This window comes from Legionella pelazae (genome assembly GCF_052527395.1).
The window spans coordinates 1-24,058 of record NZ_JBNVZS010000022.1; the positions used below are offsets into that span (position 1 = coordinate 1).

Here is a 24,058-nt window from a genome sequence, read left to right on the forward strand (position 1 = left end):
CTTGAAAGCGGCTCCTTGCCGCTTTTTTTATACACGTTGCATTGAGTTTTTACTTTCTTAAGCATTTTCCAATCGGGACACTCTTCCTTTATTAGTCCTTTTAAACTTTTATAGGTTAAATGCCTAATTTTTTCAGATTATTTTTTCTTTACCCTGAATTATTCTATAAATGATTTTCTTATTGGTTTATAATGCCCAAAAATTTGTTTCTTATTAGGAAGTTCTTATCTAATTTGTATTAAACAAGCAAATAGTAAGTCACTTTACTTTTGTTATTAATTTATTAACAAGCTAAGCATTGCTAAAGATGAGAAGTATTTATTACATGTAGATAATTCATTAGAACTTACTGTAATATGAATCAACCAGTTTATGGGATAATAGCTTGTATGTTAGTTCGTCGGCTTCAGGAATTTATTCAGGTTGTATCTTTAAACGAGGCTAGCTTAAACTTCGCTGATTTAGTATTTTTAAATTTTATAAAAGCAAATTTTTCTTCACTAGATTCCTCTCAAGAGCTCTCTATCAATGAGATTAAATTAATTGAATCTGCTTTTGCGCAACGTTGTGATAATAGTATTGATACAGTTGATGATTATACCTTATTACCGTTCGATCAATCTAATGCATGGATCACCTTAGCTAAATCTTTAGGCAAAGAATTGAAAAAACCGTTTTTAACTATATTGATTCCTGGCGCAGAATCTTTTTCTCAAGACTTTAATTTAAATGAAATAGAAGACTTAAATGATATATATTTAGGTAATGATAATAAAACGATTTATTCAGTGACGAGCCTTATTCATAAACTACAACAGTCGGCTAAAACCTTCGTTTCCTGCGGAAAATTTGATAGCTATCCTTCTTTAACAATTAAAGAGTTATATCGCCTTTATAATAAAAGTCAGTCTGGCGATGAAGAGACAGTTAATTTTAAGAATTATTTTACTTACGAAATACTTCCTAACTGGCATACAGATTATGTAAAGATTGAACTAACTTCTGCTCTGTGTGAAGTCATTCATACCTACTTTGATTGTGAGGAGGCTGAAGATTTTACTAAGTTTAAAGTGGCATTTAAAAATTTTTGTAATTATTTAAATACATTTGCGGCTGAAGATATCAATTCTTTTTATAGTATGTGTATTGAATATGAGCAAAGTAAAGTTTATTTAGTACAAATTCTGGTTGATTGTTTCGCAAAGCCAGAAGGAGAAGACCTAGGAAAGAAATTAAATGCAGTACTGGACAAAATTTATAGTTCTCACTCTCCTTCTTTTTTAAAAAATAAGCTTTTTGAACGTCCGATACAAACTAAACATTATTTTGAATTTCATAATTTGTCAGAATTATTAAATGCTTTATCTTTAACAACTCTTCCTGCATTTAGCTCGAAAGCCTCTGTATTTAAACATAAATTCATAAGCCAAAATACTTTTAATTTTACTCAGCTAGAGGAATTGAGTGATTTATTATCCATGAATTGGCAAAAAATTATTTATAATTCTGACAATTTATTATTACAAGATGATAAAAGCGGACTAACCATTTGGCATTGCTTAGTAAGACAATTTGCTCCAACATGGAAAACAACAGGCCAATTACCAAGACAACTATTACCAGAGTTATTGACTGTTATTGAAGCCTATTTTCAAAGTTTAGAATCAGATAATAAATCTCATTTAAAAAGAGCTATTATTGATTTTATTAATGTAATTAAGTTCAGTAACCTAGAAGATGTAAATTATCTTTATAGTGTTTTGTTTAAAGTAAGAGGTAAACAGTTTTATCTCTTGGAATTATTAATCGAGCTTTTGCAGCAAACAACAAACTTAACCCCAAAACTAAAAGCTGTCGCTCAGTGGGTATATGAATTAGATCACTCTTTAATAGGAAAACATAATCAGCTCGCTTCTGTCTATCAAACTCTTCAGGCTGGCACTTATTATAAGATTTCTAAATTAGAATCCTTAGTTAACGCTTTATCAACTGAATCACTCTCTCCTTTATTAAAAGAAAAGATAGCAAAACTTAAGCAATTTATAAGATTTAAAGGGCAAATCAATCTTAATTTAATAACAGATATTGTTGAGATTTTTAAATTAAGATGGCAAGAAATCAGTGATACGTCGCTTGATTATACTCGTTTAGTAGACGGTGCTAATAAATCTTGGATATCACTAGCGCAATATCTAGAAGGTGCGGGGCTTATTAATTTTTTAAGCCCACCCATTTACTATAAATTATTAATTCCAACACTAACGCATGATATGGATTTTGTAACAGAAGAGAAACTTACTGTTTATCCATTAACCTATTATATTCTTTCTGAGCAAGGTGATGAACTTATCTTTTTGCCAAATTGCGTCAATAATTTTAAATATCGCAAAACATTCTATAATTGCAATCATTTTAGACCTTTTACTGCACTAGAGAAAGAACGCATAAAGCAGTCTCTGCCGCATTTTGTAAATTGTTTTAACGAGGCTGAAGAAGAAAGCTATGAAATGCCAGCTAGCCGTAAAACGGTGCTGGAAGTAAAAAAATTAGTTGAAGGCACTTTATATCCTGAAGGTTTATATTTAGGCAATGATATTACTGCATCTCAATTAGATTACGCCGAAAATAGTTATGCAGAATTTTTGAGCTATTTAAACAGTTTGCCAGAAGAAGAAAGGTTACATTTGTTAAATCAGACGATTTTATTTGAAGGAAGAAAAATAACTTTTTTAGAAGTTTTAGAACAGGTTTTAGATAAAGGCGAGTGCCTTGTAGTTTATGCCCAATATTTCTTAAAGTTTGTAATTGATTATGATCCATTGGTGCAGTTTCCAATTGAATGGGAACATAAAGTACGTATAGATGCACTTAGGTTGCAATCAGCTCAGAAAGTTTACAGTGATTATAATTACATAAGTTCCGAGGAAGCAATAAAACGAATTTTGATTTTATGTGTATCAGTAATGACCCATAATTTTAGATATGCCCCGTTTTCAGGCAAATCTTTATCGCTTTGGGATTGTTCTAATACAATTACCAAAACGGGTAAAGATATAATGAGTTTAATAAAAAAGTCCATCGTTACAGGGAATTTCACCCAGGCTCGTTTTATTTATGCCTCTTTAATAGAATCTATTATCAAGCCTGCCTTTATTAATGATGATTATAGAGTTACATTTCTGCGTTATTCAGACACTATTGCTTGGTTAAATAAAATTATTGACGAGACTCTATTTAAACAATCCTCTACTACTTGCTTTGAACCGGATACATTATTAATGGTTTTATGGTCCTATAAGGATAGGAGCAGTAGAATCGGGCCTCAAATTGAATCTTTCTTAGAAGAGATTATTCTGACGCTACTTCAAGAGCAAAATGATTATCTTAAATGGATACGTATTAATATAAAATTCTTCGAATTTTTAAAAGAAATGCCTAAAGAAGAGAGTGATGAAATTTTAAATCAATTAAGAGGTAAAATTGAGCCTGTTCCACCGAATACATTAATGCAAATCATACGAGACTTTCTAATTCATCGTATGGCATGGCAAGTAGCTCGTACATCTAAGGGCTTCGGGCTTTTTAAGGATTCGTCGATAAATACTATATTTTATCAAGAAGCAGCTAGGCGATTTCATCAAGAGCTGAATGCTTTTAATTTTCAGGGCCAAGCCTGGTATGAACTGCCAAGCATTTTAGAAAAAATTGCCAGTAAGGCTGTGGTTAATTTTGATAAGACTTCACTACCTCTATATTTCAGTAAATTTGCAACAAATATTCCTTCTCTTGAAAACCGTCAAGATAAAGAAGAGCTTTATCTTAATAGTTCTGTATTGCCAACTGTGCTTTGATTTTAAGTAAATTTTCATAACGTCTTGGAGACACATGTCCTTGTTTAATGGAATCAATTAAAGCACAACCTGGATTATCTCGATGATTACAGTTACGAAATTTACAATGGGATGCTAAGTCTCTAAATTCACGAAATCCATAAATGGCCTCTGCGGGGGAAATATTGCTTAGGCTAAAGTCACGTACACCTGGAGAATCAATGAGAGCGCCACCTTGCGGTAAATGATAAAATCGAGAATTACTTGTTGTATGACAGCCAAGTTCAGATAATTCTGAAATAGCCGCTACTTGGATTTTCTCATGAGGTAATATTTTTTCTATGAGGGAGGATTTTCCCACACCCGATTGGCCTACAAAAACATTAACATGATCCCGTAAACTTTGCTGTAAAATTAAATAGCTATTTAAATCCTCTTTAGATGTAAATAAAAGGTTATAGCCTAATGGTTGATAATAATCGATTAACTCTTGCTGTAGGGATAAGCAGGGTAAGTCTACCTTATTAAGTACAATTTGGACCTGTAATTGTAAATTTTCAGCCACAACAAGATAACTATCAAGTAACAGCCAGCTGATAGCAGGTTTTGGTGCAACCACAATCAATACTTGTGAGATATTGGCGGCAATAGGTTTATGTTCATCACGCTTATCAGTACGCGTAAGAACCGTTTTACGCGGATATCGGCTTAAGACAACACCTTGATCTATTCCGGTTGGTTGCCAAACAACGCGATCGCCTGCAACTAAAGAATCAATATTAGGGCGAATGGAGCAGTGAAATCGTTTTCCATTTTTATCTTCAACTTCAGCATGTCGGCTAAAACGAGAAATAATAAGGCCATCCTCATGGCTAGAAGAATCAATGCTGGGCTGTTGATAATTGGCTTGTATTCTTTGAACACGAGCAGCCTGTTGTTTATTAAGTCGTCTTTTACTCATAATTAAAGAGTAGTCTAATAAAATTTACAACTTTGATCGTTAAAAAATTTGTACATTATGAGGCCAAAATGCTATAAAGTACAAGTTAGACAGATTATTTTATACAGTCAAGCCAATCGGTTATAAAGGTTTATTAATGAAAATTTACTTAGTAGGAGGAGCTGTTCGCGATCAGTTACTTAATTATCCTATTAAAGAGCGTGATTGGGTGGTAGTAGGTGCTACACCCTCTTTAATGAAAGCGCAAGGTTTCCAGCAAGTTGGCCGCGATTTTCCAGTTTTTTTGCATCCTACCACGTGTGAAGAATATGCATTAGCTCGCCAGGAACGAAAAACCGCACCAGGTTATTATGGTTTTACTTGTGATTTTGATGAACATGTCACTTTAGAAGAGGATCTCAAAAGACGAGATTTAACCATTAATGCCATAGCAATGGATGATGCAGGTAATATTATTGATCCCTTTGGCGGTGTTGAAGATATAAAAGCTAAAAAGCTTCGCCATGTATCTGAATCTTTTATTGAAGATCCAGTTCGGGTTTTGCGTGTCGCGCGTTTTGCGGCTCGTTATCATCATTTAGGCTTTCAATTAGCTGAAGAAACGCGGCTGCTTATGTATAAAATGGTGAAAAAGGGTGAATTAAATTATCTTGTGCCAGAGAGAGTATGGCAGGAATGGCAGCGTAGCTTAGGTGAAAAAAATCCTGAAGTGTTTATCAAAACACTACGTCAATGTGACGCTTTGGCCGTTATATTACCTGAGTTAGATGCTTTATTTGGTATTCCTAACCCACCTCAATATCATCCTGAGATTGATAGTGGCATACATACCCTCTTGGCTTTGCAAGCTGCTGTCTTAACTTCGGATGAGCCAATTGTTCGTTTTGCTGCCCTTTTACATGATCTAGGTAAAGCCTTAAGCCCAATGGCTAAATGGCCAAGCCATCATGGGCATGAGGAAAAAGGGATAAAAGCCATTGAAGCTTTATGCCAGCGTTTACGTATTCCAGCTGATTACCGCAAATTAGCTGTTATGGGCTCGCGATTTCATTTAAATATTCACCGGCTAGCTGAGCTTAAAGCGAAGACCATTGTCAAAATATTAGAGCAAACGGATGCTTTTCGCAGATCTAATTTATTTAAACAACTTCTTTTGATTTGTAAGGCAGACTTACAAGGCCGTGGTAAAATAATAGATTATCCACAAGAAGAAAGGTGGCAGTATATACTAAATGAATGTCTAAAAATTTCTGCGCAGACTGTAATTGCAGAAGGTTATCAAGGTGTAGCAATTAAAGAAGAGTTACATAAACGGCGCGTTGCTTGCACCGAGTTAATTATAAAATCTTGGAATAAAGAATGAAGAGTAATAATAATTTAATTTGGATAGACTTAGAAATGACTGGCCTTGAGCCAGAGAAAGACAGAATTATTGAGATAGCAACCGTTGTTACGGATTTACATTTAAATATTTTAGCAGAGGGCCCTGTTATTGCTATTCATCAATCAGAGGACATTATGTCTAGTATGGATGAGTGGAATACAAGACAGCATAATCAATCTGGCTTAGTAAAGCGCGTTCTTGAGTCAACTATTACCGAAGCAATTGCCGAGCAACAAACCATTGAATTTTTAAAGCAATATATTGATAAAGGCAAATCACCTATGTGCGGTAACAGTATTTGCCAAGATAGACGGTTTTTATATAAATATATGCCCGAATTAGCAGCATTTTTTCATTATCGGAATTTAGATGTCAGCACTTTAAAAGAATTAGTCAAACGTTGGCAACCTAAATTAATTGATGGAGCGACTAAAGAATCTAAACATCTGGCTTTAGATGATATAAAAGATTCTATTGCTGAATTAGTTTATTACCGACAACATTTTATTAATTTACCGAGTAAAGATCATGGTCAATCGTGAACAATTATCTCTTCCTAATGGGGCAGATAAGTTGTTACTGCACTCCTGCTGTGCGCCCTGTTCAGGGGAGGTAATGGAAGCATTAATTTTTTCGAAAATTGATTTTTCAATTTTCTTCTATAATCCTAATATTCATCCCATACAAGAGTATGAAATTAGAAAACAAGAAAATATTGCCTTTGCTAAAAAGCACAATATTCCTTTTATTGATGCAGATTATGATAAAGATAACTGGTTTACTCGAGTAAAGGGCTTAGAATGGGAACCAGAACGTGGTAAGCGCTGTAGTGTTTGCTTTGATATGCGTTTTGAGCGCACAGCCCTTTATGCTTATGAGCATGATTTTCCAGTCATCAGTAGTTCATTAGGCATTTCACGCTGGAAGGATATGAATCAAATTAACGACTCAGGGATAAGAGCCGCAGGCCGCTATCCAGGAATGATATATTGGACTTATAACTGGCGTAAAAACGATGGCGCTGCTCGCATGTATGAAATTGCTAAGCGGGAAAATTTTTATAAACAAGAATATTGTGGTTGTGTCTATTCCTTGCGTGATACCAATAGCTGGCGCAAGAAAAATGATAGAGAACGTATTAAAATAGGAGTCAATTATTATGGCAATGAGCAAGAGTCTTAAACGCTAGGAGCATTGATGAGTAAACAGCATGAGCATCACCCTGATCATAATGGTCAACATAGTCATCATCATGGTGTACCAGCCGCATTTAATAGTGCGTTCTTAATTGCCATTAGTGCCAATGGAGCTTTTGTTGTTTTTCAAATTATTTTTTCTTTTTTAGCTAATTCCACAAGCTTACTGGCTGATGCAGTACATAATCTTGGCGATGTTTTAGGATTGGTTTTTGCTTGGGTAGCGAATGGATTATTAAAAAAATCACCGACCCAAAATGCTACCTATGGTATGAAGAAAACATCCATCTTAGCGGCACTCGCCAATGGGATTATGTTGGTATTTACCTGCGGTATTATTGCAACAGAAGCAATGTATAAATTATTCTCCCCTTCTGACGTTCATGCGGGTTCTGTGATGATTGTTGCGGCTATTGGGATTTTAATTAATGGCTCTACAGCTATCTTATTTTTACGTGGTTCAGAAGATTTAAATATTCGTGCTGCATTTTTACATCTACTTTATGACGCTTTAATTTCTGTAGGTGTTGTTATTGCCGCAGCTATTATTTATCTAACTGGCTGGTTATGGATTGATCCTGTCGTTGGTTTATTAATTGCTCTCATTATTATTAAAGGAACATGGTCCTTATTTACTGATAGTTTTAGGCTAATTATTGATGGTGTCCCTAGAGGCATTTCTTGGCTTGCAGTATTAGAGACATTAAAGGCAGTAGAAGGTGTTGAGCAGGTACATGATTTGCATATATGGGCTCTAAGTACACAGGAAAATGCGCTTTCTGTTCATCTATACATGCCAACGACTTCTTTAACTGATAATGCTCGCCAGCAGTTAACTCAAATACTTAAAGAAAAACATAATATTCATCATGCAACGATCCAAGTCGAGCAGAACTTAAAATTTTGTGATGACGCTTGTGCGGCCCGGGATTTAAAATGATATCAGTGCAATCTGTAAAAATAAAGACTCTAATTAATGTCTTATAAAATGCAAACATTAATACTGTATCTAGATCAGAGATGGACTAGTTCAAGTAAAATTGCTAATTAAAAATAATGACTGTAAAAATATACCTTGCAGAAAATTTAACTAAAATTTACAGCCAGTTAACCAAATGAAAGATAGATAATTTAATTAGTTGGCGAGTTTATGTTTAAATGGTTATTTACAAAAAAGGTATGGCTCTGTGTAGGCCTTTTAACGGTTTATGCTTTAATCTTCCTTATTATTTTTGACTGGCACTACTTTTTTATTCTATGTTATCGCTCTGGTGCTGGGTTCTTTACAACATTTCACCCTTTTAAACTTACCTCAGGTTGCCTTTATAGAGCTTTGTTGGTAAGTTTTCTTACTTGGATAATATTATTTTTATTAACAAAGTTAAGTTGTTATATTTTTAAGGTTATCTTTAAGAAAAAGCCCTCTCTTAAACTAAATATTATCATTATTTTTTTAATCACTTGGCTATTATATCTTATAAAGCCTTTTCTGCCCGTTGGTTAAGTATTATCACTTACTATTATAACGGCGAAGGTAATTTAAAGTGATCATAATTAGAATCAACTTTTTCTTTAGCAGTTTTTTGTGCTAGCTGAAGTCCATCTCTATACGCCTTACAGGCCTGCGCCTGCTCGCCAAACCGTTCATACAATTTACCTATTTCTATGTAAGCCTCTGGGGTGGGTGTTAAAGACAGACTTCTTTCAATATAGCTTTTTGCTTTTCCCCATAAATGGTTTGCTGAGCTAAGACGGCCTAAACATAGGTATAAAGCAGCTGAGTTAGGGTGTTTTTTTAATAGCGACTCTGCAAATTTTAACTGCTCCTCATTGGTATAAAATTGGCCATACAATGTCACTAAGTTATCGTCGTACTGCTTTCGCAAACAACGCCTTAAAATTGACTCAGCCAAATCATACTGCTGATTTTGTAATAAATATTTACAATAACAAGCCATCAATTCTGGATCATTTTTAAGTGGTTTTGGCAATTGCTGGATTAAAGACTCTAATGCGTCAGTCTGAGAAAATTTAATTAAATCTGACATGGCTTGCAAATAGGTATACCGCCGCAGACGCTCAAAATCTTCACCAGTCACTATTTGGTTGCGCTTTAATTCAGGTAAAATACCAATTAGTTGGGGCCAGTCACGTACTTCTTGATAAAGATACATTAATAATTTTAATACATACGGATGATGGGGCGTTAAGCTTTGTAAGTGTCTTAAAGTCGCTAAGGCTTGCTCCCATTGTTGGTTAGCTAATTGCAATTGTGCTTGAGTTAATTCTACAGCCACTTTTGCTTCAGGCATGGATTGTTGTGCTTCACGTAAATATTTATCCCTTAACTGATAGTCTCCTAACTCTTGAGCTGCACGAGCAGCGGTTAAATAATTAAGGAGAGGGGCGTCGGTATCAGGTAATGCCTTAATTAAATGATTTTTAGCAGATTGCCAGTAACCCTCACTAAACTCAATTAAGCCTTGACGAGTTTTAGCCTGCGCTTTTTGAGTGCGGCGCTTAGTTTTCCAGCCATGGTAACGCTCTGGAAAGTGGCCAAGCCGACTTATTAAAAGTAAGATAAAATGTAATAAGATAAAACTAAATAATAAGCCTATAAATGCAACCCCTAAGGTTGTTTCAACCGTCCAATGATTAACAGCAATGAGTAAATAACCTGGATCATGACTAAGTTGAAGACCTAGCCAAATAGCTAATACGAGAACAATAATAATGGATAAAAGTCGAACAATCATTGTTCACCTCCTGTAGAGGAAGTTGTCGCAGGTGTTGCAGCAGGAATGGTAGGTTTAGTTTTGGTTTCGATATATTGGTTAAGTAATACTAAAGGCTCATCAACCATCGGTTTTGGGTAATCTAGCTTCTGCCGTTGTAATTGCTGTAAGCTTTTAAGAAGCGCTTGTGTATTGGTTGCTTCTTGATCAAATGTGTTTTTTATTGCTGTTATAGCTTGATTTAACGCTTGCTGATAAACTTTTGTATTCTTTTGTAAGACAGCCCATTGTGCTTCTTGCAAATTCATTCGAATGATTTCACGCAATAAGGCTTGATGGAGCGGCGAGTATATTGGCTGGGTAGCTCCCTCATGGCGACGCACAACAACTAATTTCTTTAAATAACTTAAACTATTACTTAATTGCCTTCGCCAACTAGAATTATCTGTCGTAGAGGAAGGCGTAGTAGTTTGCTGATTATTAATTAAACTTTGCTGCATTGGTAACTGCATTACTAATGATTGAGCTGCGTCTAATTGGCTTAATAGTCCAGCTAGGTCGACTGTAGGTAGCGCTTTTATTTTACTAATTTCTCGTGCTATAGCCTGTCTAACGGGAAACAACTGTTGTTCAGGTATATTTTGTAAAACCTGATCTGCTTGTTGTAACAGGGCAGCAGTTATTCGTTGGTCCTCTCCCCAATGAGCATTTAATTGCACCAATTCAAGGTAATAGCGCGCTTTTAAAAGCAACCAATCTTGATTCTGAAAAAATCGCTGTTTTAGTGCTGTTTGTAAACTATTATCTAGCTTATCTACTTGATTACTTAGTTCAGTTTGTGAGTTTTTTAGGTTTTCAGTACGAGTATTAATGGTTAGGTTATTTTTTTGCAGTTGACTTTTTAGTAGTCTAAATTGATCGGCTATATCGCTTTGTTGCTGAGTTTGCAAAGCTTTTAAATGTGAGTTCTGATAGAAAGCAAGCGCAGCTAATAATAAAGAAATTAAGGTTAAAATTAATAAGCCGACATGCCAACCATTAATATTATGATCAAAACTCTTTTTAGAGATTATGTTCTCATCTGCCTGCTTAGGCTCATTTACTGTTTCTTCTACAGTTGAAGACGATTGATTTAGTTCCTCATTATTATTCATGAGTAAATCCTTTGTTAAATTGGCTGAGTGTCTCTAATATAGTGTCAGGGCTACTAATTATAATGTTTTGCATACCTAATGAAGATGCAGCGTCTGCTAAGCGCTTACTAATCACTAAGCAAGGTAAATTTTTAAGCCAAGAATGAGCTGGTCTCTCAAACATTGAAAAAATATTTTGCATCGCCTCTTGACTTGTAAACAGTATAATATCCACCGTTTTATTATGCCACCATGTTTTTAAAAGCGCTCGATCTACGAAAGGTTTTTCACGTCGATAGACAATTAGTTCAATTAATTTTGCGCCACGTGCTTTTAAGGTGTGAGGTATTAATAAGCGGCCACCTTCACCTTTAAATAAGAGAATAATGTCTTTATGGATTTCTTGTAGTGAAGGTAAAGCTAATAGATGTTCGCTATCAGCAATTGGAGGAATATTTTTAACAGTAATTTTATGTTGCTTTAATTGATTCGCTGTGCTTCTTCCTACTGCTGTTACTTCAATGTTACTAGGCCAAACGACCTTCTGCTGCGCAAATACTTTAAAAGCATAATTAACCGCATTAACGCTAGTAAAAATAGCCTGCTTAACTGTATCTAAATCAGGTAGGGCTTTTAGCCATTTTATCTGAGTAGGAACAATCGCTAATGCCGGACAGTTAAGTGCGATTCCTCCAGCCTGGTTAATTGCTGTGCTTAGGGCTTCTCCCTGCTCAATTGGCCTCGTGTTTAGAACACGTAACCCCTTTAATGAACTTTTAGTTGATTTACTATTCATGAGATAGCAAGTAATTCGCGAGCCCCTTTTTCTAATAATCTATCGACCACTTGTTTAGCTAAAGAGAGTGCCTGAGACTTCGGCCCTTCTTGCTCTTCATAAATATTGGTTTTACCATCTAAGGTCAAAACTTTAGCTCTTAATAATAAATTATCTTTGTCATTTTCTTGACAAAAAACTGCCAGAGGTACATGGCAATTACCACCTAATAAACGATTAACCTCACGTTCCGCATGAACGCAAACTGCAGTTAGGGAATCATTTAATTCTTGAATAATTTTTATTAGTTCCTCATCATCACAGCGAGTCTCAATACCCAAGGCACCTTGCCCACATGCTGGCAACATCCAGGAGTCAGGAAGTGTTTCCGTAATAATATGTTCCATATCCATACGAATCAAACCAGCTGCTGCAAGGATAATACCGTCATACTCACCGCTGTGTAATTTATTTAAACGAGTGTTGACATTGCCCCGTAATACCTTCACTGTTAAGTCAGGCCGATAAGCTAATAATTGTGATTGTCGTCTTAGGCTCGCTGTGCCAATAATACTTTTAGCTGGAAGCTCTGCTAAAGAGCAGCCAGTACGGCTAACAAAAACATCAAAAGGGTTTTCACGTTCACAAATCGCCATCAATCCTAAGCCAGCTGGTAATTCAGCAGGAACATCTTTCATAGAGTGAACAGCTAAATCAGCACGCTTATCTAATAAAGCTTCTTCTAATTCCTTAACAAATAAGCCTTTGCCGCCAACACTTTGTAGTTTACCTTTACTAAATTTATCACCTGAAGTTACCAGTGGTAATAATTCAATAGTTATATCCGGCCGTTTAGTTTTAATTAAATTAGCAACAAAATTAGCTTGCCAAAGCGCAAGTGGACTTTCCCTCGTCGCAATGTGTAATAAATTTCTAGTCATAGTTATAAGAAACCAAAGGTTACAAAAAAATAACATTTTAATCACCTAGGGTTTAACAATAAAGAAATAATTATTAAAAGTTTGAATTAATTTATAAAAATACAATAAGTTTATTGGAAAAATATGCAAAATATGTTATTTTTATAAACAAGTTGTAGAATTGATTTATTAATCCTGGCTGCCTGCTGAAATTGTTTAAATTTCAAAAGAGTAGTCATTATTTGTACTGATAAAGCTCAGGAAATTGCTTTATTATGAGGTTAAAACGCTTTGCTCAGGAGGAGCTATGCCAAATTCTAATTCTTTAATACCAACCTGTTATTTTCCGAGTACTGCTTTATTTATTGATGATAGCCGTGATTTTCTACTTAACTTTGTGCTGCAACTTGATGAATGGCTAGCCTACCGAGTTTTTGATTCTCCTTTTGATGCATTAGATTATATTCATAAGAAGCATAATGATTTAGCGACTATTAAAAGACGATGTATCAACCGTTTTACGGAATTAAGTAAATGCACACTAAGTCAAAAGCTTAACACATTAATTCATTCAGAAATTTATAATCCTAAACGCTTCAATGAAATCTCAGTAGTTGTAGTTGACTATGAAATGTCTGATATGAATGGCATACAATTTTGCCAAGCAATTAAACATACACCAATTAAAAAAATATTACTGACTGGTAAAGCAGATGAGCAATCAGCTATTGATGCCTTTAAAGCAGGACTAATTGATGGTTATATTTATAAAAGTGACCCAAACATCGCTGATTTAATAACTTATAGAATTAAACATTTACAGTGGCAATATTTTCAAGACATGTCAAAGTCTATCTATCAGGAATTAACGTTAGAGGCACCTCCCTGTTTACAAGATGCGGGTTTTATAAACTTCTTTAAGAAGCTATGCCAAGAGAAGGAAATAGTTGAATTTTATTTAGCGGATGATACAGGCAGTTTTTTATTACTCGATCAGGATGCTCAAATTAGCTTTTTAATTGTAAAAAGCGAAGCTGATCGTATGTTTTATTTAGAAGTTGCCCGTAATTATGGGGCAAGTGAGGCGTTAATTAAAGCATTAAGTAAGGGTGAAATGATTCCTTATAGAACACTACCTAAAGATAAACAAAATCAAGATTGGCTAACTAGTTTACTTCCAGCCAATCAGCTTATTTCCGATAACAGATATTGGTATTCTTATAGTAAAGAGTCTTTATTATTAGACATTAGAAAAGAACAGCTCTTATCTTATCATCAGCATCTTGAAGAAATTGATGCCGAAGAATTGCTGCTTTTGTAGTAGAGTTTTTGTCAATTTTTAGAATAAAGTAGGGCGGAGGATAAATTATAAAACGCCCTAGTAAAAAATAATTTTTTCAAGGAAAAAAGTAAATTTAAGCTTATTTATTACTCTATATATACATAGTTTTACTGCGCTGAAAGCCTTTCTGTCTAAAAATATTAATAAAATATTATTAAACACAGTTATATATAGCATATGGATGTTTAGTAACATATGCCCAGTAACGGTCACCATAAGACCAATGCCAATATTCAGTTGGATAATTAATAAACCCTACTTTTTGTAGAACATGAGCCATTAGATCGCGATTTGCTTGCGCCGCTTTAGAAATGAAAGGGCATTTTGTGGCAGAATATAAAGCATCAGTATCATCAGCCCAATCTTTGGGATGAATGCCCATATCAATTGCTTCTCCTTGTTCATCAACCAAGTAAACATCAATGGCTGCGCCTGTGGCATGGGGCGGAATATTCGTACTACCGTCAAGATTAGTTATGGGAGAAACAAGTTTTATTGTTTCATTAAAAAGTTGCTCATGAGACCAATTAGGGTGCTGTTTCGCCACTTTTTTATAACGTGCCTCAAATAACGTTTTTTGTAATGATAAACTACGGTAGCCTTCATATAAGCAAAATCGTAAGCCACGAGGTAATAAAGATTGCGCTTTTAATAAGCGCTGATAGACTTCACACCTCATCTTGGTATAATCAGTATTATTAGGAATCTCAGGTGAAGGCCCAATTAAGATATCAGTTGAGTCTTTTATATCAATGAGTTCTTCATGATTTTCTTTTACAGGTATTGCCAGTACCTCTGGCGCAGCAATTAAAACGATGAAGTTTTCAGCATTCATAGTCTAACTTCTAGAATAAAACTTGCATTAAGTAATTATACCTTAAAATGCATTCATTTAATCAACTTAAAGCCGATAAATATTATATTCTTACGTCGAAGCGCTAGTAAAGTGATAGGCGTTAACTCATGTCGTTCCCGCGCAGGCGGGGATTCATCTAAAAATTAACCTCAGTGCTAATTGATGAATAGATCCCCGCCTGCGCGGGGATGACATAGAATTTGCGGGAATTACATAGAATTTTCGGGATGATATAGGATCATTTTTGGTTACAATTAACTCACAAACTTATCTACGTAACAATGTCGTTCCCGCGCAGGCGGGAACCTATTTTGCAAGGTGGAACAAAAGCTTGATACAAAATGGATTCCCGCCTGCGCCGAAATGACAATCCGTTAAGAGTCTGCTGAGGAATGACAGGCTTGTTGGTGTAATAGGCTATCTATTAATAGGATTAATAAACTTTTGTTAGAGTAATAGGTTAGAGCATGTGAAACATGTTTGACTGGAAATCATAAGTAGTTGTGGTTATTATTTTAGAATTGATTATTAAGGATTCATATGCGCATATCCCTGTTAATTTTGATTGTGTTTATGAAATGGTGTTTTGCTGATAATGTTAATGATTTTGATCGCCAGCAAATCATAGAGCGAATTAAACCCATTGGTGAGGTTAAAATAGAAAATGCAGCCCCAGCTACAAATCAAAAGGAAGTTCAGCAACCGACAACCCAAGTTGCCGCCAAGGAGGAACCTGGTCAGGCAATTTATGAAAAATATTGTGCAAGTTGCCATCAAAATGGGTTAGCAGGTGCGCCAAAATTTCGCCAAGAAGCAGATTGGAAACCACGTATGGCAAAAAAAATAGACGGCTTAACTGCTTCAGCCATTAAGGGCCTTAATGCTATGCCGCCGAAAGGAACTTGTGCTGAATGTAGCGATGAGGATATTAAAACCGCTATAGAATATATGTTACCTAAATCATGACTATTTATCATTATCGTTACTGGCAAATTGTTCTCTTTTTAGTGAGCTTAAGCGTATTGGCTGCTTCATTTTATTTTCAATACATACAAGGCCTAGAACCTTGCCCTCTATGTTTAATGCAAAGATTGTGCGTTATTTTGGAGGTATTACTTTGTTTTATAGCCATTTTCGTTAGTTCTTTACGCACTCAGCGTATAGTCACTATGTTACAAATAATTATTGCTTTAGCCGGTTTATATTTTGCCGGACGTCAACTTTGGTTACAATCACTGCCGCATGATCAAATACCTGCTTGTTTACCTGGTTTAGATGTATTAATACGTTATTTTCCCTGGCGCGATATTTTCCATGCTTTGTTATGGGGAGCTGCTGATTGTGCTGAAGTCAATTGGACATTACTCGGCTTATCTATGCCGGCTTGGGTTTTTTTATATTTTATCGGTATGCTTAGCGCTGCTGTATTTCTTTATATAAATACGAGGCGAAAATAGTTAAACCAATCTAGCCAAGATTCGCTATAATGTTTAGTTTTTGTGGTTTAAATTAATGACAAGCTTTACCTGCCAAGTACTTCATAAACATCAATATACCAGTGCTCGTGTTATGAAAATTAAAACGGCACATGGTGATTTTACTACACCTACTTTCATGCCCGTAGGAACTCGCGCTGGCGTAAATAACATGACTATCCCAGAGTTAACTGCTGCTGGTAGTCAAATTATATTAGGCGGCAACACCTATCACATGCTTTGTGCGCCTGGGATGGAGATTATTAAGCAAGCCGGTGGTATGCATCCGTTTATGGGTTGGCATGGGCCTATGCTAACAGACAGTGGTGGATTTCAAGTTTTTAGTTTATCTAAGAATAAAGAAATTTGTACAATTGATGAAGAAGGCGCTCATTTTAAATTACCATTAACAGAGCGTATCATCCATATGACCCCTGAAATGTCATTGGCAACGCAAAAGATTATTGGTGCTGATATTATTATGGCCTTTGATCAGTGCACGCCTGATGACTGTTCACGTGATGAGGTCATGCGTATTATGGCACGTACCCATCGATGGCTAAAACAATCACTTAACTATCATCAGGAACATCCCAATTCAATTTATGGTTTTCCGCAAGCTTTATTTGGCATAATACAAGGTGGTATTCATCAAGACTTGCGCCGAGAAAGTGCTCAATATATTGCTTCTATGAATACAGATGGCATTGCTATTGGTGGTGAAACTGTCGGTTTTGATATGCCAAAAACAGTTGAAGTTATACATTGGGTGCGAGAATTTCTACCCGAGAATAAGCCCCGTTATACAATGGGTGTTGGGATGTCTCCGCAAGATTTATTAGATGTGGTAGCCGAAGGCATTGATATGTTTGATTGCGTTGCACCAACAAGAAACGCCCGACATGGTGCACTGTATTGCGGAGAAATTATTAAGGAGAATAACTGGCTGCGTTTTGCTAGTGACTATCCTAATCATCGTTTACAAATTAAAAAAGCATCTTTTGCTGATGATTTGTCACCGGTGATGGCTACTTGTACCTGTTATACCTGTAAACATTATTCTAGAGCAGCGTTGCATCACCTATTTAAGCAAAAATCAACTCTATTTACAGCCTTAGCTAGCATTCATAATATTCACGTTATGCATGATGTTTGTGCTAAGATGCGTGATTTAATTGCGACTAACGTTTAGGAGTCTTTAATGGTCATTATTTCTACTTCAAAAGGCGATATCCATCTGCAACTTCATCATGAAACAACACCTAATACAGTTCAAAATTTTCTTAATTATGTTCGTTCTGGTTTTTATAATGACACGATTTTTCATCGAGTTATTCCAGGATTTATGATTCAAGGCGGCGGGTTAATGGCCGATATGTCAGCAAAGCCTACTGAGGCTGCAATTGAAAATGAAGCTAAGAATGCCAAATCTAATAAACGAGGCACAATTGCCATGGCTAGAACATCTGATCCGCATTCAGCTACTGTGCAATTTTTTATTAATCTTGTCGATAATAATTTTCTTAATTTCCAAAGTGAAAATGCTCAGGGTTACGGTTACTGTGTATTTGGTGAAGTAGTAGAAGGCATGGATATTGTTGATGAAATTGCTAAGGTGCAAACTGGAAACCACCAAGGTCATGCAGATGTTCCTGTCGATAAAATAACTATCAATGAAATCAAGGAAGTTTAATTACGTGAGTCGACATAAAAGAGGCGAAGGCTCTTTTATGTCGTTAACGAACGTTATCCCACAAAATGCGAAGCATTTGTGTGGGATCCATATTAAATAAAGCTCCGACATAAAAGAGGCGAAGACTCTTTTATATCGCTAACGAATGTTTCATAAGCTTAAACTACTAAAGTTTATATCTAGATACGGTTCTTTCTAACTCATTTGAAATTCAATTAAGGATTACAAGCACTGGATTTCGTTATATAATTTTCTTGGTCTTGTATTATAGCGTCTAATGCCTTGTCCGAAGTAGTTTGCAGTCCTAATAGCCTTGTTGCACGTCCTTGTCCAGTTTTAATAACTGAATATTCAGGGGTAAGTCCTTTTTCAGAATCACCATCTATAAATTTTAACTTATTTACAATTGCTTCTAGCTCTTTTTTGTTAGTTGCTTTACTAATTTTTGATTGAAAATCAGAAAGAATCTTGCTTTTTAAAAAATCTCCTTTTAAAGTCTGAAGCTCTGCTTTCATACCAGCGTAACTTGCTTTAAAGATATGATTTCTTCCCTCTTCTTGACTATCTACTTTGTACTTATAATGAATATTTGTAGAAGCGTGTACAGGTCGCGTTGAAGCAGGAACTTTATTACGAAGCCCAGATACATTATGCCAAGCTGGTGGCTCTTTTAAAATAGGACGACTTCTGTATTCTTCTCGATAGCCATCGTTAGATAAAATATCTAATAAGCTAGAAAGTTCCTCATTAATTGTCTTGGCCAATATAACCCTACCTCCATTTGCCTTCATAAGGTCGTCATATTCTTTAGACCCCAGTCTGTAAGGATTTTCCACCCATCCCCCCTTTTCTGTTAACGTAAAACGTCGAGGAGGTTGTTCTTCCCATTGTCTTTTATCTTTATTATACTTCAACGATTCAACAGTCAAAGAGCCTTCCACGTTACTGTCGCGTATGAGCCAGACACTACCACCTGTACTACATAATGTCTCTATTTTAGAGGCGTCTAATGACCCAAGTTTGCTATTAAGAATGGCTTGAATCCCCTGAGGAGTTATGGACTTGCTATAAATTATACTTTCTGGAGTTTTTGTAGGAGCGTGTATTGTTTCTAATTGAGGTGTTTTTTCCTGTTCTTGTACTATACGCTGTGCTAGATACATACCTTGTGATTGAGAACTAGTTGTGTTGGACCTTCTTAGTAGACCTTTCTGCGCGTCCGGACAAGGCCTAACCGGTCTGAAATGACTAGTATTAGAAGCGTTCTCCCGAGTAGCCTTGTCCTCCTGGATAGCCCATTCTATTTCCGGATAAATCATGTTTTCTCGTTTGTATCTGGGGTGTTTTTTAAAAAACTCTTCTAACTCACGAAGGCGGTCAGCGTCAATATTATCTTTGGTTATTTCAAGTAAGTCATCTTTATTATAAGACGAATCATAAGGCTGCCAGCCATTTTTGGTTAACTGCAAAGAACGGACAGCTTTCTGGTTTGCCAAACCTCCCTTATTCCAATCGTACGTCATGTACTCAATAGTTAAGACGCCTGGGTCGTCACTTTTGCGGAGTAACCATAAAGGCTCACCTAGAATTTTTATTCCAGTCAGTTCACGTTCCTCCAATTTAGCAAAATTTTCGGTAAGCGCCATGCGAGCTTCCGAAACACTCATTTTATCATAGATGTCAAAAATAATCCTTCGCGTTGTTGGCTCTGTTTTAAAACGCATCTTTCTAGCCCATACCAATACTATTTACTTAATTATACAATAACTATATATCTATTTGTATATTTTTTTAACAATTAGGATTAAAATATTATGTCTAAAATAAACAAAAATCAGCCCGTGTAGCCTTGATGAGCAGTGCCTAATCATATCGCTTGGCAAACTTTTAGCGGTTCCGTTGTAAAAAGATAAAAGTTAAAAATCTTAATCTTGGGCAGATCTCAATTGTATAGCAAGCGTGGTCAGGCCTTGGTCTGACATTAATTATAGCTACCTACTAGGTTATGGTTTAATTCAAAATTTATGGCAATCGATATTTTAGGGTAGATTTCACAGGCCATATTTGGGTTTTTATTCTAAACTAAATCGGAATTAAATATTGGCGGGCCAAAGCCTGACCTATGCTTGCTAAAAGGCTTTAATTCCCTCGGGTATGACTAAGTTTATATCAGATATGGTGCTTTTTGAATTCAAAAATGACATCTTTATGTCTTGAGAATGAAAGTTATTATTTAAATATCCAACAAAGCTAGCTTTGTTGACAAAATTATATTGCCCGTTTTCTCCTATATAATTCATGCGAATAGCAGGGTATTCTAAACTGCTCAAAAGCCCTAATAAAGCAATATCAGGTTTATGTTTATTAAACGAAGCCTTCTCATGCCCTATGATATTTAAAATTAATTGAGAGCTTTCAATGTACCTAGTTGCTGTAGATGGCTCTTTAATGGCGATTTGACACTCGAATTGTTGGTGAGTTGTGTGCTCAGTTGAACTTTTCACTATGGGTTTCGTTGTTTGAAGGAATTGCCTAATATGATGGACTGTATGCATAATCAATCTCGGGATCAACCAAAGCGTTTGACATAATAATGCGCCCACAAACAGACCAGCTTTTTGTATTTTCCAAACCCAAGTTCTTAACTTTTGGCGCTCATAATCAACAAAGGTATCTGGTGTTTTTGATATAAAATTCTTAAAATTAGGCGCTTTTGCGTGAGCTAGGAGAGCATTCTCATTTTTCAAACCATGTTCAAAAATTCTTGTGCCGGGTGGTAAATAATGGCTCCCCAGACGAAAAACAGGATCGCTACGATGTGTAATTACTTTTAGCGTTCTTGCAGATCTATCCGTAGTCTGGCTCTTGTTTTGTTCATAAATCTTTTCTTCGCGTGAGGTTAAAGTAGGTGGATTAAGTACATAAAAATCTACTTTCGTTGGCTGATGAACATGACAATGCATACTCATTGCCCCGCCCAAACTCTGTCCCGTACACATCACTGGACGACCAGTTCGCTGATACTCGCTATTAATCCATGATTGAATCTTATGTTTACCGCGTCTATAAAGAAAAGTACCAACAGCGCCTCCAGGCATGGTGTCACCTAAAATCCCTGCGATAAAACCGCGGTCGCTAGGCACAGTCGTACCTTGAAAAATAAGTATTGATGATGTCTTACTTTTTAAGCCATACGCATAATAGGGCGAGCTAAACCACCCTGAAGTCAATTTGATTTTATGAATAGAATAAGTAACCCCATTCATATCGAGCTGACTTCCTTCTTGTGGGTGCGCAAAAGCTAAATAAGACAATGCATTGTAACAGATAATTTCTTTCTGTTCAGGAGTTAACGTTGCATCGTGGCAGGTCGCAGCAATTTTTTCTTTAAGCGCATTAAAAAATTGGAGTGTAAATGAATGGTCTGCTCTAAAAAGAGTCGCCCACAGTAGTTTTACCCAACCTCCAAGGCCAAGTGAAAGTGAGTCAGTATCATGAAATAACCATTTAACCATTTTTTGTGGAATAGCATCTGTCATTTTTAGATCATTCTATGCAAAATTAAGGCATTATTATTTAATTTATTAAAAACCGCAATAATTTTTAACTAGTGTTCCTTGCGGCTTGCCGTGGTTCCTTATCTGCTAAACGATTCTTGAAAAAACTTATTAAGACTAATTCAACTTATGACGTTGGCATTATAAATACAGACAGGAATCTAGCTTATAATCATGCAATTAGAGAGTTATAGCAAGACGGAACAATTTCTTTGCCGGTCGAGCATCATCAAATTAAATATTGAAAAAACTTTAATATGGTTCTTTAATCTTTTATATATAGTTCTGGTCCTTTCAGGCGCTTCGAAACTTAATTTATGACTATATTCTATTGATTCAAACCAATATGACCTGTAAAAACCTAATAATTTTTCCAATTTCTTGAAGTTCATCTGCGCATGAGAGGTTTTCTAATGAGCAATAACTAGAGTTTCTTTGTTTCAATTCCTATAGCATCAAGTCTAATTGCCTATTTTTTCAATTTGTGTATTATGCCCCTATTATGTATTTATTTTAATAAAAGGGTGGCTTTATGGGGCATTTTGTTAATAATCTATTACGCACAAAGAACATGGTCGATTTATTGCAAGCCATGGGTATTGATTTAACTAATAACAAAGTTATCTGCAAGGATGAAAGTGTTATCTTTATTTCAGAAACCACGCTAGAAGGTGAGCAGCTAGCTGTTGATTTGCAAGAAATTTTACAAAAAGATGCTGTAAAACCCATTATCAAGCGAGTTAGTATTGCAGAGCTAGTGGCAAATGAGATTGCTCAAGCAAACTGTTTTGATGATGCAATAGCTGAAACCCATAAAAAATCCTGCCTAGCTGTTCTGAGTGTTTTACAAATGACTGGACTTGATTACAAACTAGATAAAGAACAGGAGTATTTGAATATTCAACTTCCTTCTGCTGCTTATGTTCCGCTATTTAATTCTTTAAACTACAAGTACCTAACTATTGAAGGTGAAAATTTAAGATTCAATATTAAAGAATTTTTAAAAGCCAATAAACAAGAACTTATCTTAGTTGATGGAAAATCTCCCATACTCTTTGCTCACTCAGATACTTTTGAAAATAAAAAAGTTTTTTATGCAGAGAAACAAATAAGTAAAGATACACTTGAAGTGACTCCTTACTTTTTTGTCCCTAATACACTCACGCCCCCTACTTACCACTTTGTTTTGGATACAAGTAGTAGTATGAATGGAGAACGCCTGAATAAATTAAAAAAGAGTGTGATTGAATTTGCTGATGCTTTGTTTGAATTTCAACCGGATGCAGTCATTAACATCAATGAATTTAACAACACTACAAAAAAAATAGGAATGGGTAAATATCAAAAAAAAGATTCATATCAGTTCTCCAAGGATATTAGTAGCCTAAGTACTACTGGAGCAACTCGACTTTTTGGGACAGTCTCTGATCAATTAACGGTATTGTCTCAATCAACACAGCATAATAATATTCTATTATTTACCGATGGTGAAAATACAATAGGAAATCTAGATAAAGAAACAGAAGGGCTGAAAAAAATAGTAGAATCAATAAAAGAAGGCTCCTCTTTAATTCCTGCGCGTAATAAGTTTTTTATTCTAAGTTATGGGATAACTCAGCCCGATATTTTGCATAAAGTAGCTGAAACATTTGCCTCTGCTGTTCTCAATACAGATACGATTGATTTTACTGAAGCGTTATCAAAAAAAGGTAAGTTGCAAGAATGGGCAGCAGCTCGAGAGTTATTTACTTGTCGCTTGGAAGTTTCTTGCAGCTCTAATCAAGATGTTAAATCAGATGAATATCTTCGTTCTTATGATATGTCGGGGCAATTTGTTGCATTAAAGTCAGGCCAATATAGTACTAATGAGTCGCTGCATTTAACCGTTATGGATAGTCAAGGTAATATTTTGCTTGATGATAAAAAGTCTTTCACTATAAAACCAATGATACTTTCTCTTTTACCTGGTAGCGCAAAAGCAGCAGGTAATCTAGGCGTATTTTCATTGCAGGGAAAACAGATTAAAGAAGAAAAGCATACATCAGCAACCCTTTCTTCTTTGTTCTAGGTACTCCTTTGCACTATTTTAATTCAAAGTCAAAGAATATTAAAAACTAGCCTTTTAGTGCAAATGGATTTGCTAATAATTTATATTAATTAAAAAATAATTTGATAAACCTTAAGGATTTTAGATTAAATTA

19 protein-coding genes are annotated in these 24,058 nt (G+C 35.5%); 11 read left to right on the plus strand and 8 right to left on the minus strand.

What is annotated here, in order from left to right; genetic code table 11:
- The first annotated feature begins 389 nt into the window (after positions 1–389).
- Positions 390–3,851 carry a hypothetical protein gene (locus tag ACQUW5_RS14860; RefSeq protein WP_444992046.1) on the plus strand — a complete coding sequence of 1,154 codons (3,462 nt, stop codon included), beginning with the start codon at positions 390–392 and terminating at the stop codon, positions 3,849–3,851.
- On the opposite strand, the gene rsgA is transcribed toward ACQUW5_RS14860, so the two are convergent.
- A complete protein-coding gene (gene rsgA / locus ACQUW5_RS14865; protein WP_444992047.1) occupies positions 3,820–4,791 on the minus strand; it encodes a ribosome small subunit-dependent GTPase A in 972 nt (323 codons plus the stop codon). The two genes, ACQUW5_RS14860 and rsgA, sit on opposite strands and share 32 nt — an antisense overlap.
- A gap of 136 nt (positions 4,792–4,927) precedes the next feature.
- Here rsgA and ACQUW5_RS14870 point away from each other — a divergent pair, with 136 nt between their 5' ends.
- Genes ACQUW5_RS14870 through ACQUW5_RS14885 form a run of 4 tightly spaced genes read left to right on the plus strand, consistent with a single transcriptional unit; the run spans position 4,928 to position 8,311 of the window.
- Entirely contained in the window at positions 4,928–6,154 is a 1,227-nt protein-coding gene (locus ACQUW5_RS14870) for a multifunctional CCA addition/repair protein (RefSeq protein ID WP_444992048.1), read from the plus strand.
- Positions 6,151–6,717 (plus strand): oligoribonuclease, encoded by a 567-nt coding sequence (gene orn, locus ACQUW5_RS14875; RefSeq protein ID WP_444992049.1) that lies wholly within the window; start codon positions 6,151–6,153, stop codon positions 6,715–6,717. The genes ACQUW5_RS14870 and orn overlap by 4 nt, the downstream gene beginning before the upstream one ends.
- Entirely contained in the window at positions 6,704–7,357 is a 654-nt protein-coding gene (locus ACQUW5_RS14880; RefSeq protein ID WP_444992051.1) for an epoxyqueuosine reductase QueH, read from the plus strand. The genes orn and ACQUW5_RS14880 overlap by 14 nt, the downstream gene beginning before the upstream one ends.
- 15 nt (positions 7,358–7,372) lie before the next feature.
- Complete coding sequence (locus ACQUW5_RS14885) at positions 7,373–8,311, plus strand: cation diffusion facilitator family transporter (protein ID WP_444992052.1); 939 nt, start codon at positions 7,373–7,375, stop codon at positions 8,309–8,311.
- A gap of 580 nt (positions 8,312–8,891) precedes the next feature.
- Here the strand turns inward: ACQUW5_RS14885 and ACQUW5_RS14890 are convergent.
- Genes ACQUW5_RS14890 through hemC form a run of 4 tightly spaced genes read right to left on the minus strand, consistent with a single transcriptional unit; the run spans position 8,892 to position 12,955 of the window.
- Positions 8,892–10,124, minus strand: coding sequence for a heme biosynthesis HemY N-terminal domain-containing protein (locus ACQUW5_RS14890; RefSeq protein WP_444992065.1), 1,233 nt, complete (start codon positions 10,122–10,124; stop codon positions 8,892–8,894).
- Entirely contained in the window at positions 10,124–11,260 is a 1,137-nt protein-coding gene (locus ACQUW5_RS14895; protein ID WP_444992053.1) for a uroporphyrinogen-III C-methyltransferase, read from the minus strand. Before ACQUW5_RS14895 ends, ACQUW5_RS14890 begins: the two co-directional genes overlap by 1 nt.
- Positions 11,253–12,035, minus strand: coding sequence for a uroporphyrinogen-III synthase (locus tag ACQUW5_RS14900; protein WP_444992054.1), 783 nt, complete (start codon positions 12,033–12,035; stop codon positions 11,253–11,255). The genes ACQUW5_RS14895 and ACQUW5_RS14900 overlap by 8 nt, the downstream gene beginning before the upstream one ends.
- On the minus strand, positions 12,032–12,955 hold the full coding sequence (hemC, locus tag ACQUW5_RS14905; protein WP_444992055.1) for a hydroxymethylbilane synthase: 924 nt from the start codon (positions 12,953–12,955) through the stop codon (positions 12,032–12,034). Before hemC ends, ACQUW5_RS14900 begins: the two co-directional genes overlap by 4 nt.
- A gap of 286 nt (positions 12,956–13,241) precedes the next feature.
- Between hemC and ACQUW5_RS14910 the strand changes: the two genes are divergently transcribed.
- Positions 13,242–14,255, plus strand: coding sequence for a response regulator (locus ACQUW5_RS14910; protein WP_444992056.1), 1,014 nt, complete (start codon positions 13,242–13,244; stop codon positions 14,253–14,255).
- A gap of 175 nt (positions 14,256–14,430) precedes the next feature.
- Here the strand turns inward: ACQUW5_RS14910 and ACQUW5_RS14915 are convergent, their stop codons facing one another.
- Complete coding sequence (locus ACQUW5_RS14915; protein ID WP_444992057.1) at positions 14,431–15,111, minus strand: M15 family metallopeptidase; 681 nt, start codon at positions 15,109–15,111, stop codon at positions 14,431–14,433.
- Positions 15,112–15,672: 561 nt separating this feature from the next.
- Here ACQUW5_RS14915 and ACQUW5_RS14920 point away from each other — a divergent pair.
- From ACQUW5_RS14920 to ACQUW5_RS14935, 4 genes are read left to right on the plus strand one after another with little or no spacing between them, the layout of a single operon-like run.
- Positions 15,673–16,098 (plus strand): c-type cytochrome, encoded by a 426-nt coding sequence (locus ACQUW5_RS14920; RefSeq protein WP_444992058.1) that lies wholly within the window; start codon positions 15,673–15,675, stop codon positions 16,096–16,098.
- Positions 16,095–16,589: a disulfide bond formation protein B gene (locus ACQUW5_RS14925; RefSeq protein WP_444992059.1), complete on the plus strand. Its 495-nt coding sequence runs from the start codon at positions 16,095–16,097 to the stop codon at positions 16,587–16,589. The genes ACQUW5_RS14920 and ACQUW5_RS14925 overlap by 4 nt, the downstream gene beginning before the upstream one ends.
- 55 nt (positions 16,590–16,644) lie before the next feature.
- A complete protein-coding gene (tgt, locus tag ACQUW5_RS14930) occupies positions 16,645–17,799 on the plus strand; it encodes a tRNA guanosine(34) transglycosylase Tgt (RefSeq protein WP_444992060.1) in 1,155 nt (384 codons plus the stop codon).
- Positions 17,800–17,808: 9 nt separating this feature from the next.
- Complete coding sequence (locus ACQUW5_RS14935; RefSeq protein WP_444992061.1) at positions 17,809–18,300, plus strand: peptidylprolyl isomerase; 492 nt, start codon at positions 17,809–17,811, stop codon at positions 18,298–18,300.
- 215 nt (positions 18,301–18,515) lie between these two features.
- Here ACQUW5_RS14935 and ACQUW5_RS14940 read toward each other — a convergent pair whose 3' ends face one another.
- Together ACQUW5_RS14940 and ACQUW5_RS14945 are read right to left on the minus strand one after the other, a co-directional pair.
- Positions 18,516–20,024: a hypothetical protein gene (locus ACQUW5_RS14940; RefSeq protein ID WP_444992062.1), complete on the minus strand. Its 1,509-nt coding sequence runs from the start codon at positions 20,022–20,024 to the stop codon at positions 18,516–18,518.
- 405 nt (positions 20,025–20,429) lie between these two features.
- Positions 20,430–21,839, minus strand: a complete 1,410-nt coding sequence (locus ACQUW5_RS14945) for a hypothetical protein (RefSeq protein ID WP_444992063.1) — start codon at positions 21,837–21,839, stop codon at positions 20,430–20,432.
- A gap of 550 nt (positions 21,840–22,389) precedes the next feature.
- On the opposite strand from ACQUW5_RS14945, the gene ACQUW5_RS14950 reads away from it, so the two are divergent.
- Positions 22,390–23,925 carry a VWA domain-containing protein gene (locus tag ACQUW5_RS14950; protein WP_444992064.1) on the plus strand — a complete coding sequence of 512 codons (1,536 nt, stop codon included), beginning with the start codon at positions 22,390–22,392 and terminating at the stop codon, positions 23,923–23,925.
- Positions 23,926–24,058: the final 133 nt, after the last annotated feature.

Coding starts and splice junctions, on each gene's coding strand:
- ACQUW5_RS14860 (WP_444992046.1), top strand. CDS start 390: ATGTTAGTTCGTCGGCTTCAGGAATTTATTCAGGTTGTATCTTTAAAC.
- rsgA (WP_444992047.1), bottom strand. CDS start 4,791: ATGAGTAAAAGACGACTTAATAAACAACAGGCTGCTCGTGTTCAAAGA.
- ACQUW5_RS14870 (WP_444992048.1), top strand. CDS start 4,928: ATGAAAATTTACTTAGTAGGAGGAGCTGTTCGCGATCAGTTACTTAAT.
- orn (WP_444992049.1), top strand. CDS start 6,151: ATGAAGAGTAATAATAATTTAATTTGGATAGACTTAGAAATGACTGGC.
- ACQUW5_RS14880 (WP_444992051.1), top strand. CDS start 6,704: ATGGTCAATCGTGAACAATTATCTCTTCCTAATGGGGCAGATAAGTTG.
- ACQUW5_RS14885 (WP_444992052.1), top strand. CDS start 7,373: ATGAGTAAACAGCATGAGCATCACCCTGATCATAATGGTCAACATAGT.
- ACQUW5_RS14895 (WP_444992053.1), bottom strand. CDS start 11,260: ATGAATAATAATGAGGAACTAAATCAATCGTCTTCAACTGTAGAAGAA.
- ACQUW5_RS14900 (WP_444992054.1), bottom strand. CDS start 12,035: ATGAATAGTAAATCAACTAAAAGTTCATTAAAGGGGTTACGTGTTCTA.
- hemC (WP_444992055.1), bottom strand. CDS start 12,955: ATGACTAGAAATTTATTACACATTGCGACGAGGGAAAGTCCACTTGCG.
- ACQUW5_RS14910 (WP_444992056.1), top strand. CDS start 13,242: ATGCCAAATTCTAATTCTTTAATACCAACCTGTTATTTTCCGAGTACT.
- ACQUW5_RS14915 (WP_444992057.1), bottom strand. CDS start 15,111: ATGAATGCTGAAAACTTCATCGTTTTAATTGCTGCGCCAGAGGTACTG.
- ACQUW5_RS14920 (WP_444992058.1), top strand. CDS start 15,673: ATGCGCATATCCCTGTTAATTTTGATTGTGTTTATGAAATGGTGTTTT.
- ACQUW5_RS14925 (WP_444992059.1), top strand. CDS start 16,095: ATGACTATTTATCATTATCGTTACTGGCAAATTGTTCTCTTTTTAGTG.
- tgt (WP_444992060.1), top strand. CDS start 16,645: ATGACAAGCTTTACCTGCCAAGTACTTCATAAACATCAATATACCAGT.
- ACQUW5_RS14935 (WP_444992061.1), top strand. CDS start 17,809: ATGGTCATTATTTCTACTTCAAAAGGCGATATCCATCTGCAACTTCAT.
- ACQUW5_RS14940 (WP_444992062.1), bottom strand. CDS start 20,024: ATGCGTTTTAAAACAGAGCCAACAACGCGAAGGATTATTTTTGACATC.
- ACQUW5_RS14945 (WP_444992063.1), bottom strand. CDS start 21,839: ATGACAGATGCTATTCCACAAAAAATGGTTAAATGGTTATTTCATGAT.
- ACQUW5_RS14950 (WP_444992064.1), top strand. CDS start 22,390: ATGGGGCATTTTGTTAATAATCTATTACGCACAAAGAACATGGTCGAT.